The 14,986-nt window shown below is 69.6% G+C and carries 2 protein-coding genes; both read right to left on the bottom strand.

The window, feature by feature from the left end:
- Positions 1-463 (bottom strand): condensation domain-containing protein (locus D7Y21_RS35005; RefSeq protein WP_233592119.1); only part of this gene is annotated, 463 nt, incomplete at its 3' end.
- Positions 464-887: 424 nt separating this feature from the next.
- Positions 888-14,986 (bottom strand): non-ribosomal peptide synthetase (locus D7Y21_RS35000; protein WP_147469462.1); only part of this gene is annotated, 14,099 nt, incomplete at its 5' end.

Genomic DNA, 14,986 nt, shown 5'->3' with positions numbered 1-14,986 from the left:
GGCCCTTCGCGAGGTCGAAGGGCTGCGCGGCGGCTTCACGCGCCAGGCGCCAGGCTTCTTCCGGCGGCGAGCCCGTGAGCTCCTTGCGCTCCAGGGTGAGCACCGGCTCCGGAGACACCACCTGCACGGGGCCGGAGACGTCCTCGCGGAAGGAGGTGCGGAGCACTTCGTGACGGCGCACCACTTCGCGCAGCGCACGCTCCAGCACGGCCACGTCGAGCGCACCCTCCAGGCGCACCGCCATGGGGACGTTGAAGAGGGAGGTGCCGGGTTGCAGCTGCTCAATGAACCAGAGGCGCTGCTGGGCGAAGGACAGGGGCAGGGGACGCGAGCGGTCCTGCACCGGGATGAGGCCGTGGGCGGAGTTGCCCGCGGTGGCCTTCTGCGCGGCCATCTTCTTGAGCAACTCGGCGCGCTTTTCCGGTGAGAGGTTGGCGATCCTCTTCGACAGCTCGTGGCTCATCTCGTGTACTCCGCACTGGGGGATGCCATTGCGCACGAGCACCACCCGGGACGGTGGCCCTCGTGAGATCTCAGACTGCTGCTGTTGCTGGATTGCCGTCCTGAACCGCTCTCACGGGGGAAGCGCGGCGGTGGGCAAATTCGCGATGGTTACATTATTCCGTATCGACATGACGTGTCATGAGACCGACACGGCACTCTTGGGGCACAACCCGGGGATGAATAAATCCCTGTGTTTACAGCCCTCACCATAGGAGGGGGCTCTGCCGTCGGCGTGCCCCTCGACCACAAAAGCCGGATCTCAGGTTCGGAGACTCCGCGAATGAGGGCCATCAACGAGCCTGGCGAAGCGAACCATACGGCTCGATTGGTTTCCTGGCGCTGAAGCCCCGCGCCTGAACAGGCTGGCGCGGGGCGGACGGAATTCAACTTCCCGTGGGCTCGCGCGACTCGCTGCCCGACGCACGGGCGAGGATCAGACGCAGCCGCTCCACGATGGGCTCGAGGTGCGGGTCCTGCAGCAGCTCATGGTGGCTGCCGGGGACGCCGTGCACCTCCAGGCCGCCACGGACGAGGGGCTCCCAGCCTCGGTGACGTGGGAGCTCGGCCGCGGCCTCGCTGGCGCTCAGCAGCAGGGCGGTGCCGTCGTACGGTCGGGGCACGTACTTCTCCTGCGCGAAGAGGTTGGCCTGGAAGACGCGGAAGAGGGCGCGCAGCTGGGCGGCCCCGGAGTCCGCGTCGAGGATGCGCGCCCGGACTCCATCCTGGAGCAGGTGGTCCAGCATCGCGTCGTCGTCGCCGTGTGCCAGCGCTTCGGCCGAGACGGAGAGCTCCTGGCCGAAGGCGGTGGCCGTGGTCTGGGCGAAGGCGACTCGCACTCGGGCTTCGGAAGAGAAGTGAGGCTCTGTGTCGGAAGGCGGCGTGATGCCGGGCACGTGGGCGTCGATGAGTGCGAGCAGCTCCACGGCTTCGCCAGCCTCGCGCAGGCGGCGGGCCATCTCGTAGGCGATGACTCCGCCCAGGGACCAACCTCCCAGTTGGTAGGGGCCGTGGGGCTGCACCGTGCGGAGGGCTTCGATGTAGAGGGTGGCCATCTCCTCGATGGACTCGGCGACGGGCCGCCCGTCGAGGCCGCGTGACTGGAGGCCGTAGACGGGCAGTGACGGCCCCAGCCGACGCGCCAGCTCCGAGTAGGCCAGGACGTTGCCGCCGCCGGGGTGGACGAGGAAGAGGGGCCGCTGGCCGGGTTCTCCTCGCTCCAGCGGGACGAGGGGCGTCCAGGCTTGCGAGTCGTCGCGGAGCACCTGGGCGAGCTGCTCGACGGTGGGCTGCTGGAAGAGGACGGAGAGAGGGAGGCTGAGGCCCAGACGCTCACGGATGGACGCGAGCATGCGCACGGCGAGCAGGGAGTGGCCGCCCAGCTCGAAGAAGCTGGAGCGGACGCCGACGGAGCGGACACCGAGGACGTCCTCCCAGATGCGGGCGAGCTGCATTTCGAGCGCATCTCGGGGCGCGACGAAGTCCCGGGCTTCAACAGTGTGGGCATCGGGTTCGGGCAGCGCCTTGCGGTCCACCTTGCCGTTGGCGTTGAGAGGCAAGGCGTCCAGCACCACGACGGTAGACGGCACCATGTACTCGGGCAGCTGCTGCCGGAGGAGGGCCTTGAGTGCCTCGGAGTCGAGCGAGTGGCCTTCGCGAGCGGTGACATAGGCGACGAGGCGCTTGTCGGCGGCCTCACCCTTCGCGACGACGATGGCGTCCTTGAGGCCTGGGGCACGGCGGAGGGCCGCTTCGATTTCGCCCAGCTCGATGCGGAAGCCACGCACCTTCACCTGGAAGTCGATGCGGCCGAGGTACTCCAGGCGCCCGTCCAGGCGGTAACGGACACGGTCACCCGTGCGGTACATGCGGCCACCGGGGGGACCGTAGGGCTCGGGGACGAAGCGCTCCGCGGTGAGCTCCGGGCGCAGCAAGTAGCCACGCGCCTGGCCTTCGCCCGCGAGGTACAGCTCGCCTGCGACACCGACGGGCACCGGCTGGAGTGAAGCGTCCAGCACGTAGGCACGTGTCGCGGGCAGCGGCCTGCCGATGAGAGGCACTTCGTCACGGCCGACGAGGGAGGCCGTGGAGTAGGTGGTGTCCTCGGACGGGCCGTAGAGGTTGAAGAGCTTCTGCACCGTCGGGACGGCGTAGACCTGCTTCGCGAGCGTCTCCGGCAGGGCTTCACCGGCGAGGTTGATGACACGCACCGTGGGCGGCACCGCACCCAGGCGCAGCAGCTGCGCCATGGCGGAGGGCACCGTGTTGACGAGGGTGACGTGAGAGGCCGTCGGCAACTCCGCCAGGTGCAGGGCGTTGCGTGCCACCACCACCGCACCACCACTGCTCAACGGAGCGAAGAGTTCGAAGACGGAGAGGTCGAAGTTGAGGCTCGTCGCGGCGAGGGTGCCCTTCAACTCCTCTGAGGAGAACGTAGCGAGGGCCCAATGGAGGAACGTCACGGCATTGCCGTGGGAGATGGCAACGCCCTTGGGACGGCCGGTGCTTCCAGAGGTGTAGATGAGGTAGGCGAGGTGGCCCGGGTGGATGTCCACCGCAGGCGCCGTCGTCGGCTGCTTCGCCAGCTCCACGTCCGAGTCGAGGCACACCGGCGTGGCGGAGGTCTCCGGCAGGGCGGAGAGCAGATGGGAGTGCGCGACGAGGGCGGGGCCCTGGGCGTCCTCCAGCAGCCAGCCCAGGCGCTCACGCGGGTAGCTGGGGTCCAGAGGCACGTAGGCACCACCGGCCTTGAGGATGCCGAGGACACCGATGACGAGGTCCTCGGTGCGTTCGACGCACAGACCGACACGGACTTCAGGCCCGACGCCCAGTCCACGCAGGCGGTGCGCGAGCTGATTGGCCTTCGCGTCCAGCTCCCGGTACGTCAGCTGCCGCTCGGGCGTGATGACGGCCAGTGCATCCGGCGTACGGCGCACCTGCGCCTCCACCATCGCGGGGATGCTGGACTCCTGCGGCACCTGCGCGGCAGGGGGATTCCACTCGACGAGGAGCTGCCGGCGCTCCCTTGCGGTGAGCAGCGGCAGGTCCCCGAGCCGTGACTCGGGCTTCGTCGCGATGGCCTCCAGCAACGTGCCGAAGTGGCCGGCCATGCGCTGGACGGTCGCCGCGTCGAACAGGTCCGTTGCGTACTCCAGCGAACCGACCAACTCCCCCTGGACCTCTTGCAGGGCGAGGGAGAGATCGAACTTCGCGAAGTGTGCTTCCAGCGGCAGGGCCTGGAAGGACAAGCCCGGTAGACGCAGTGCCTCATTCGGCGTGTTCTGCAGGGCGAACATGGCCTGGAAGAGTGGGCTGCGGCTCAGGTCGCGCGTGGGCTGCACGGCTTCCACGAGCTTCTCGAAGGGCAGGTGCTGGTGCTCGAAGGCCGCGAACGTCGTGCCTCGCACCTGGGTCAGCAGCTCCCGGAACGTCGCGCGCGGATTCAGCTGGGCACGCAGGACGAGCGTGTTGACGAAGAAGCCGATGAGGCCTTCGGTCTCCGCTTGGGTGCGGCCCGCGATGGGCGAACCCACGCTGATGTCATCCTGCGCGGAGTATCGCGACAGCAGCACCTGGAAGGCGGCCAGCAGCACCATGAAGGGCGTGGCCCCCTCGCGTCCCGCGAGTGACTTGAGCGCGCGAGCGACGTCCTCAGGGATTCGCACCTCCACCGTGGCACCCCGGTGGGACTGCACGGGCGGCCTCGGACGGTCCGTGGGCAGCTCCAGCGCGGCGGGGGCTCCGGAGAGCTGCTGCTTCCAGTAGCGGAGCTGCGCGTCCAACGCCTCGCCCTGGAGCCAGTTCCGCTGCCAGACCGCGAAGTCCGCGTACTGCACGGGCAGCGGCGTGAGGCTGGGCTCCTTGCCGTCATGGAACGTGGCGTACAGGGAGATGAGCTCGCGGACGAGCACGCCCATGGACCAGCCGTCGGAGACGATGTGATGCATCGTCACCAGCAGCAGGTGCGAGTCCTCGCTCAGCCGTACCAGCGCACTGCGCAGCAGGGGACCCGTGGTGAGGCGGAAGGGACGCCGGGCCTCCGCGTCGGCCAGCTTCCGAGCCTCCTTCTTCCTCTCATTTTCGGGCAGCGAAGAGAGGTCCATGAGCGGCAGCGTCCACTCCGCCGGAGCCTGGATCCGCTGCGTGGGCTGCCCGTGATGTTCGTGGAAGGTGGTGCGCAGGGCTTCGTGACGGGCGACGAGTGCTTCGAAGGCCCGGCGCAAAGCCTCCGCGTCCAACTGTCCCGAGAGCTGAAGCGCAGCCGGGAGGTTGTAGGACGCATCCTCCGGCTGGAGCTGATCCAGCAGCCACAGTCGCTGCTGCGCGAAGGACAGCGGCAGCGGGCCGTCGTGCGTGGTTCGGGTGAGCTTCGGAGCAAGGGTGCTCGCGCTCCCGTGCAGCCGCGCCGCCAGCGCTTCCACCGTGGGGGACTCGAAGAGGGCCCGCAGGGGGAGTTCCATGCCCAGGTCCGCGCGCACGCGGGACACCACCTGCGTGGCCAGCAGCGAGTGCCCACCCAGCTCGAAGAAGGAGTCCTTCACGCCCACCCGGGGCAGTCGGAGGACTTCGGCCCAGATGGAGGCCAGCTTCGCTTCGACTTCCGTGCGAGGCGCTTCGTAGGTGTGGCCAGCCTGCGGCGCTTCCGGTTCTGGCAGGGCTTTGCGGTCGACCTTGCCGTTGGAGTTGAGGGGCAGGGCGTCCAGCACCACGAAGGAGGTGGGCACCATGTACTCGGGGAGGCCCTGGCGCAGGTGCGTCTTGAGGGCCTCCACTTCCAGCGAGGTATTCGCCTTGGGCGCGACGTAGGCGACGAGGCGCTTGTCGGCGGCCTCACCCCTGGCGACGACGACGGCGTCCTTGAGTCCCGGCGCGCGACGGAGAGCGGCTTCGATTTCACCCAGTTCGATGCGGAAGCCGCGCACCTTCACCTGGAAGTCGATGCGGCCGAGGTACTCCAGGCGCCCGTCCAGGCGGTAACGGACACGGTCACCCGTGCGGTACATGCGGCCACCTGGAGGCCCGTAGGGCTCCGGGACGAAGCGCTCCGCGGTGAGTTCCGGGCGCAGCAGGTAGCCGCGCGCCTGGCCTTCGCCCGCGAGGTACAGCTCGCCCGCGACACCGACGGGCACCGGCTGGAGTGAAGCGTCCAGGACGTAGGCGCGCGTCGCGGGCAGCGGCCTGCCGATGAGGGGCACCTCGTCACGGCCGACGAGGGAGGCCGTGGAGTAGGTGGTGTCTTCGGACGGGCCGTAGAGGTTGAAGAGCTTCTGCACCGTCGGGACGGCGTAGACCTGCTTCGCGAGCGTCTCTGGCAGGGCCTCACCGGCGAGGTTGATGACACGCACGGAGGAAGGCACCGCACCCAGGCGCAACAGCTGCGCCATGGCGGAGGGCACGGTGTTGACGAGGGTGACGTGGGAGGCCGTCGGGAGCTCCGCCAGGTGCAGGGCGTTGCGTGCCACCACCACCGCACCACCGCTGCTCAACGGGGCGAAGAGCTCGAAGACGGAGAGGTCGAAGTTGAGGCTCGTCGCGGCGAGGGTGCCCTTCAGTTCCTCCGGCGAGAAGGTTTCCAAGGCCCAGTGGAGGAACGCCACTGCGTTGCCATGGGAGATGGCGACACCCTTGGGCCGGCCGGTGCTGCCGGAGGTGTAGATGAGGTAGGCGAGGTGGCCTGGGTGGATGTCCACCGCCGGAGCCGTCGTCGGCTGCTTCGCCAGCCCCACGTCCGAGTCGAGGCACACTGGCGTGGCGGAGGTCTCCGGCAGTGCCGAGAGCAGATGCGAATGCGCCACGAGGGCGGGGCCCTGTGCGTCCTCCAGCAGCCAGCCCAGACGCTCACGTGGATAGCTGGGGTCTAGCGGCACGTAGGCACCACCGGCCTTGAGGATGCCGAGCGCGCCGATGACGAGGTCTTCAGTGCGCTCGACGCACAGGCCGACGCGGACTTCAGGCCCGACGCCCAGTCCACGCAGGCGGTGCGCGAGCTGGTTGGCCTTCGCATCCAGCTCCCGGTACGTCAGCTGCCGCTCGGGCGTGATGACGGCCAGCGCGTCCGGCGTACGGCGCACCTGCGCCTCGACCATCGCGGGGATGCTGGACTCCTGCGGCACCCGCGCGGCAGGGGGATTCCATTCGACGAGGAGTTGCTGGCGCTCTGCATCCGTGAGCAGCGGCAGGTCACCCAGTCGGGTGTCCGGCTTCCTCGCGAGGGCCTCCAGCAACACGCTGAAGTGTCCAGCCATGCGCTGGACGGTCGCCGCGTCGAACAGGTCCGTCGCGTACTCCAGCGTGCCCATCATGCCCGTGGGGGCCTCCCTCAACCCGAGGGAGAGGTCGAACTTCGCGAAGCGCGTTTCCAGCGGCAGCGTCCGCATGGACAGGCCCGGCAGGCGCAGCTCTTCACCCGGCATGTTCTGCAGGACGAACATCGCCTGGAACAACGGATTGCGGCTCAGGTCGCGCGTGGGCTGCACGGCCTCCACGAGCTTCTCGAAGGGCAGGTGCTGGTGCTCGTACGCCGCGAGCGTCGTGCCGCGTACCTGGGTGAGCAACTCACGGAACGTCGCGCGCGGATCCACCTGGGCGCGCAGGACCAGGGTGTTGACGAAGAAGCCGATGAGGCCTTCGGTCTCCGCCTGGGTCCGGCCCGCGATGGGCGAACCCACGCTCACGTCCTCCTGCGCCGAGTAGCGCGATAGCAGCACCTGGAACGCCGCGAGGAACACCATGAAGGACGTGGCGCCTTCCCGCTGGGCCAGGGCCTTGAGGGCTTCCACGAGGTGGGCGGGAATCCTCACGTCCACCGTGGCGCCCCGGTGCGACTGCACGGGCGGGCGCGGCCGGTCCGTGGGCAGCTCCAGCGCCGCCGGAGCACCGGCCAACCGCTGCTTCCAGTAGTCCAGCTGCGCCTCCAGGACCTCTCCCTGGAGCCAGTTCCGCTGCCACGTCGCGAAGTCCGCGTACTGCACCGGCAGCGGCGCGAGGGCCGGCGTGCTGCCCGTGGAGAAGGCCTCGTAGAAGGCCGCCATCTCTCGAACGAGGACACCCATGGACCAGCCGTCGGAGACGACGTGGTGCATGGTCACCAGCAGCAGGTGCTCCTCTGCTTCCAGGCGCACCAGCAGCCCGCGCAGCAGCGGTCCCGTGGCGAGCTGGAACGGACGGCGGGCCTCCCCGGCCACGATGCGCTGGGCTTCTTCCTCGCGCTGCTCCTGGGGCAGCGCGCTCAGGTCGGCGACGGGCAGCTCCCACGCCGCCGCGGCCTGGACTCGCTGCGACGGTGCCTCGTGGGACGCGGCGAGCGTGGTGCGCAGGGACTCGTGGCGGGCGATCAGCGCCTCGAAGGCGCCTCGCAACGCAGCTGCGTCCACCCGGCCCGTCAGTCGCAGGGCGGTGGGGATGTTGTACGACGCATCTCCGGGCTGGAGCTGATCCAACAGCCAGAGGCGCTGCTGGGCGAAGGAGAGCGGAATGTCCCCTTCGCGGGCCGCGGGCCGCAGCGGCGGAGCACGAAGCGCGGAGGACGGGGCCTTCTCGATCATCGGCGCGAGGGCTTCGACGGTGGGCGCCGCGAACAGGGCCCGCAGCGGCAACTCGGCGCCGAACGCGGCGCGCACGCGTGAGACGAGCTGGGTGGCCAGCAGGGAGTGGCCTCCCAGGGCGAAGAAGTCGTCCTGGATGCCCACCCGCTCGACGCGAAGGACTTCGGCGAAGAGGGCCGCGAGCTGGGTCTCGGTGGCGGTGCGCGGCGCGACGAAGGAGGCCGCGCGCGGTGCGTCCCCCGGTTCGGGCAGGGCCTTGCGGTCCACCTTGCCGTTGGCGTTGAGGGGCAGCGCCTCCAGCACCAGGAGCGAGGCGGGCACCATGTACTCCGGCAGCCGCTGACGCAGGTGGACCCGCAGCGCCTCCAGGTCCAACGCGTGGCCTTCGTGCGCGGTGAGGTAGCCGATGAGGCGCTTGTCCGCGTCCGCGCCCCGGGCCACGACGACGGCCTCGTTGACGCCCGGGAAGGCGCGCAGGGCGGCTTCGATTTCACCCAGCTCGATGCGGAAGCCGCGCACCTTCACCTGGAAGTCGACGCGGCCCAGGAAGTCGAGCGTGCCGTCCGCAAGCCAGCGGGCCTTGTCGCCCGTGCGGTAGAGCCGCTCGCCCGGAGTGGAAGCGAAGGGGTGGGGGACGAAGCGCTCCGCGGTCAGGTCCGGGCGGTGGAGATAGCCCCACGCGAGGCCCGGGCCTCCCACGTACACCTCGCCCGCGACGCCCACGGGCACCGGGTGCAGGTTCGCATCGAACACATAGGCCGTGGCGTTCGGGATGGGACGGCCGATGGAGACCGGACCCACCACGCGCGTGTCGCGGTGCAACGGCAGCGTGGTGGAGAAGGTGGTGTTCTCCGTCGGGCCATAGGCGTGGATCAGCGTCGCTCCCTCGGCGAGGCGGGGGAGATGGTCGCGCAGGCGCGACCAGGGCATCACGTCTCCGCCCGTGAGGACCTGGCGCACGTCCGCCAGGGCTTCGCCCTGGTGAAGGACCATCTGCTCGAAGAGCGCGGTCGTGATGAACAGCGCCGTCACGCGGTGGCGACGCAGTTGTTCGGCCAGTTCCTCCAGGGAGAGCGCGTGGGGCGGCGGGAGGACGAGCTTCGCGCCATGGAGCAGCGCGCCCCAGATTTCGAGCGTGGACGCGTCGAAGGCAACAGGCGCGTACTGGAGCCAGACCTCCTCGGGGCCGAAGTGCATGAAGGTGCTGCCGAGCACCAGCCGGGTGATGCCTCGGTGGGGCACGCTGACGCCCTTGGGGCGGCCCGTGGAGCCCGAGGTGAACATGACGTAGGCCAGGGCTTCACCGTCCACGGAGACGTCGGGCGCGTGCGTGGGCAGCGCGGTCAGGGCGTCCTGCTGCGTGTCCAGCCAGACGCGGGTGCCGGAGGCCGGCAGCTTGGAGGCGAAGGGCTGATGCGTGAGCACCACGCCGACGTCCGCGTCCTCCAACAGCATCGCGATGCGCTCCACGGGCGCATTGCGGTCCACGGGGACGAAGGCCGCGCCCGCCTTCAGGATGGCGAGCAGCGCCGTCACCAGTTCGAAGGAGCGCTCGAGGGCCAGGCCGACGCGCGCGCCGGGAACGATGCCCAGGGCGCGCAGGTGATGGGCGAGCTGGTTGGCGCGGGCTTCGAGCTGCGCGTACGTCAGCGTCGCATCCCCCAGCACCAGGGCCACCGCGTCGGGCGTGCGGCGGGCCTGCTGGGAGAAGTGGACGTGGACCGGGACGTCCATGGGGCTGGCGACGGCGGTGTCGTTCCAGTCCACGAGGATGCGCTGGCGCTCCTCACGGGAGAGCAGCGGCAGTTCGGACAGGGCCTGTTCGGGCTTCGCGGCCACGGCCTCCAGCAGCGTGCGCAGCTGGTGGATCATCCGCTCCACGGTGCTCCGCTCGAAGAGCGCGGTGCTGTACTCCAGCCAGCCCATGAAGCCCTGCGCCGAGTCCTGAAGCGTCAGGGTGAGGTCGAACTTCGCGGAGCGCGCGCTGGACGTCACCTGCTGGAAGGCGAGGCCGGGGACTCGCAGGTCCTCGGTGGGCGCGTTCTGCAGGGCGAACATCACCTGGAAGAGCGGGCTGCGGCTCGTGTCCCGCACGGGGTGGAGGACCTCCACCAGCTTCTCGAAGGGCAGGTGCTGATGTTCGTAGGCCGCGAGCGTCGTGCCTCGCACCTGCGCGAGCAGCTCGCGGAAGGTCGCCTTGGGTTCGACGTGGGCGCGCAGGACGAGGGTGTTGACGAAGAAGCCGATGAGGCCTTCGGTCTCCGCCTGCGTGCGGCCGGCGATGGGCGTGCCCACGCTGACGTCGTCCTGGCCCGCGTAGCGCGACAAGAGGAGCTGGAAGCCCGCGAGCAGCACCATGAAGGGCGTGGCCCCTTCGCGCCGGCCCAGCGCCTTGAGGGCCTGGGAGACTTCGGGCGGAAGCTGGACGGAGAGGGCCGCGCCCGCGTGGGATTGAACGGACGGACGTGGATGATCCGTCAGCAGCTCCAGCGCGGCGGGCGCACCCGCGAGCTGCTGCTTCCAGTAGCCCAGCTGCGCTTCGAGCGTTTCGCCCTGGAGCCACTGGCGCTGCCACGCCGCGAAGTCCGCGTATTGCAGCGGCAGGGGGCTGAGGGCCGGCGCGTTGCCCTGGGTGAAGGCCGCGTAGAACGTCACGAGCTCGCGCACGAGGACGCCCATGGACCAGCCGTCGGAGACGATGTGGTGCATCGTCACCAGCAGCAGGTGCTCTTCTTCCCCCAGCCGCACGAGGGCCGTGCGCAGGAGCGGTCCGCGCTCCAGGTGGAACGGCTGCCGGGCATCTTCCGCGACCTGGCGCTGGGCCTCGGACTCGCGCTGCGCTTCCGGCAGGCCGGACACGTCGATGAGGGGCAGGGTCCATGCACCGGGCGCGTGGATCCGCTGGGTGGCCTGGCCCCGATGTTCCTGGAAGGTGGTTCGCAGGGATTCGTGGCGGGCGACCAGCGCTTCGAAGGCGCGGCGCAGGGACTCCACGTCCACGCGGCCTGTCAGGCGCAGCGCCGTGGGGATGTTGTACGACGCGTCACCCGGGGTGAGCTGATCCAAGAACCAGAGCCGCTGCTGCGCGAACGAGAGCGGCAGGGCGCCTTCATTCGAGGAGGGACGCAGCGGTGGCAGGCGCTGCTCGGAGCGCTGGGCGCTGTCGAGCTTCGTCGCGAGCGCCTCCACGGTGGGCGCTTCGAAGAACACCCGCAGCGGCAGCTCCAGGCTGAAGGTCGCGCGCACTCGCGAGACGAGCTGGGTGGCCAGCAGGGAGTGGCCACCGAGGGCGAAGAAGTCGTCCCGGATGCCCACGCGTTCCACCCGCAGCACTTCCGCGAAGAGGGCGGCAAGCTGCTCCTCGATGTCGGTCCGTGGCGCGATGAAGCCGGACGAACGCGCGAGGTTCCCCGGCTCGGGCAGGGCCTTGCGGTCGACCTTGCCGTTGGAGTTGAGGGGCAGGGAGTCGAGGACGAGGAGCGCGGAGGGGACCATGTACTCCGGCAGCTGCTGCCGGAGATGGGCCTTGAGTGCCTCGGAGTCGAGCGAGTGGCCGTCGCGAGCGGTGACGTAGGCGACGAGGCGCTTGTCGGCGGCCTCACCCCTGGCGACGACGATGGCGTCCTTGATGCCTGGGGCACGGCGGAGGGCCGCTTCGATTTCGCCCAGCTCGATGCGGAAGCCACGCACCTTCACCTGGAAGTCGATGCGGCCCAGGTACTCCAGGCGCCCGTCCAGGCGGTAACGGACGCGGTCACCCGTGCGGTACATGCGGCCACCGGGAGGACCGTAAGGCTCCGGGACGAAGCGCTCCGCGGTGAGTTCCGGGCGCAGCAGGTAGCCGCGCGCCTGGCCTTCGCCCGCGAGGTACAGCTCGCCCGCCACGCCCACAGGCACCGGCTGGAGTGAAGCGTCCAGCACGTAGGCACGTGTCGCGGGCAGGGGCCTGCCGATGAGGGGCACTTCGTCACGGCCGACGAGAGACGCGGTGGAGTAGGTGGTGTCCTCGGAGGGCCCGTAGAGGTTGAAGAGCTTCTGTACCGTCGGGACGGCGTAGACCTGCTTCGCGAGCGTCTCCGGCAGGGCCTCACCGGCGAGGTTGATGACCCGCACCGTGGGCGGCACCGCACCCAGGCGCAGCAGTTGCGCCATGGCGGAGGGCACGGTGTTTACGAGAGTGACGTGAGACGCGGTGGGCAGCTCCGCCAGATGCAGGGCGTTGCGTGCCACCACCACCGCACCACCACTGGAGAGTGGCGCGAAGAGCTCGAAGACGGAGAGGTCGAAGTTGAGGCTCGTCGCGGCGAGGGTGCCCTTCAGTTCCTCGGCAGAGAACGTTGCGAGGGCCCAATAGAGGAACGTCACGGCGTTGCCGTGGGAGATGGCAACGCCCTTGGGACGGCCGGTGCTGCCAGAGGTGTAGATGAGGTAGGCGAGGTGGCCCGGGTGGATGTCCACCACAGGCGCCGTGGTGGGCTGCTTCGCCAGCTCCGCGTCCGAGTCGAGGCACACGGGCATGGCGGTGGTCTCTGGCAGTGCCGAGAGCAGATGCGAATGCGCCACGAGGGCGGGGCCCTGTGCGTCCTCCAGCAGCCAGCCCAGACGCTCACGTGGATAGCTGGGGTCTAGCGGCACGTAGGCACCACCGGCCTTGAGGATGCCGAGGGCACCGATGACGAGGTCTTCAGTGCGCTCGACGCACAGGCCGACGCGGACTTCGGGCCCGACACCCAGGCCTCGCAGACGGTGCGCGAGCTGATTGGCCTTCGCGTCCAGCTCCCGGTACGTCAGCTGCCGCTCGGGCGTGATGACGGCCAGCGCGTCCGGCGTACGGCGCACCTGGGCTTCCACCATCGCGGGGATGCTGGACTCCTGCGGCACCTGCGCGGCAGGGGGATTCCACTCGACGAGGAGTTGCTGTCGCTCTGCATCCGTGAGCAGCGGCAGGTCGCCGAGCCGTGACTCGGGCTTCGTCGCGATGGCCTCCAGCAGCACGCTGAAGTGCCCGGCCATGCGCTGGATGGTCTCGGCGTCGAACAGGTCCGTTGCGTACTCCAGCGTGCCGATCAGTCCCTCCTGGACCTCCTGCAAGGAGAGCGTGAGATCGAACTTCGCGAAGTGGGCCTGCAGGGGCAACGGCCGGAGGGAGAGGCCCGGGAGCTGGAGCGCCTCGGTGGGTGTGTTCTGCAGGGCGAACATCACCTGGAAGAGCGGGCTGCGGCTCGTGTCCCGAACAGGCTGGAGGGCTTCCACCAGCTTCTCGAACGGCACGTGCTGGTGCTCGTAGGCCGTGAGGGTCGTGCCTCGCACCTGGGCCAGCAGTTCGCGGAAGGTCGCCTGCGGCTGCACGTGGGCGCGCAGCACCAGCGTGTTGACGAAGAAGCCGATGAGGCCTTCGGTCTCTGCCTGCGTGCGGCCCGCGATGGGCGTGCCCACGCTGACGTCGTCCTGCGCGGCGTAGCGAGACAGCAGCACCTGGAAGGCGGCCAGCAGCACCATGAAGGGCGTGGCACCCTCTCGGCCCGCCAATGCCTTGAGCCGGTGGGCGAGCTCCGAAGGGATGCGCACGTCCACCTTGGCGCCCCGGTGTGTCTGCACGGGCGGGCGCGGACGGTCCGTGGGCAGCTCCAGCGCGGCCGGTGCATCCAAGAGCTGCTGCTTCCAGTAACCGAGATGCGTCTCCAACGTCTCGCCCTGGAGCCACTGGCGCTGCCAGGTCGCGAAGTCAGCGTACTGCATGGGCAGTGGCGAGAGCGAAGGGCTCCGGCCTGCATGGAAGGCCTCGTAGAAGGCCACCAGTTCACGAACGAGGACGCCCATGGACCAGCCGTCGGAAACGATGTGATGCATCGTCACCAGCAGCAGGTGCTCGTCCGCGCCCAGGCGCACGAGCGCGGTGCGCAGCAGAGGCCCTTCCTCCAACTGGAATGGCTGGCGGGCGTCCTCGGTGACGAGGCGTCGCGCTTCGGCTTCGCGCCGCGCTTCCGGCAGGGAGGACACGTCATGCAGCGGCAAGGTCCACGCGCCCGAAGGGTGGATGGACTGGAGGGCCTGTCCCTGGTGCTCGCGGAAGGTCGTGCGCAGGGCTTCGTGGCGGGCGACGAGTGCCTCGAAGGCACGGCGCAGGGACTCCACGTCCACGTGGCCCTTCAAGCTCAGCGCGCTGGAGATGTTGTACGACGCATCTCCCGGTGTGAGCTGATCCAGGAACCAGAGCCGCTGCTGCGCGAAGGAGAGGGGCGCGGTGGTGGCGCGCACCCTGGGAATGCTCGGAGGCGGCTGCACCGCGGAGGAGTGGGCGGCGTCGATGCGCAGGGCAAGGCCCGCCACGGTGGGGGCTTCGAATAGCGCACGCACGGGCAGCTCGCGCCGGAAGGTGGCGCGCACTCGGGACATGAGCTGGGTGGCCAGCAGCGAGTGGCCACCGAGAGAGAAGAAGTCGTCGTGGACGCCCACGCGCTCCACGCGCAGGACGTGGGCGAAGACGTCCGCGAGCTTCTCCTCGGTGGGATTGCGCGGGCCGACGAAGTCCGCGAGGGGCGAGGCATCCGGGACGGGCAGTGCCTTGCGGTCGACCTTCCCGTTGGACGTCAGTGGCAGGGCCTCCATGGGGACGAAGGCGGCGGGCACCATGTACTCGGGCAGCCGCTCCTTGAGGAACGTGCGCACCGCCGAGGTGTCCAACTGCTGGCCCTGGGCGGGCACGACGTAGGCGACGAGGCGCTTGTCACCGGGGACATCCTCACGGGCGAGGACGACGGCTTCGTGCACGGTGGCGTGAGCGAGGAGGGCGGCCTCGATTTCACCCAGCTCGATGCGGAAGCCACGCACCTTCACCTGGAAGTCGAGGCGCTGGAGGTAGTCCAGTTGCCCGTCGGCCCGCCAGCGCACGACATCGCCGGTGCGGTAGAGGCGGGTGCCGGGGGTGGAGGAGAAGGGGT

Origin of the sequence: Corallococcus sp. AB045, from assembly GCF_003668895.1 — a bacterium.
In the GTDB taxonomy this organism is placed as follows: Bacteria; Myxococcota; Myxococcia; order Myxococcales; family Myxococcaceae; genus Corallococcus; species Corallococcus coralloides.
This window is presented reverse-complemented; position numbering and strand designations above follow the sequence as displayed.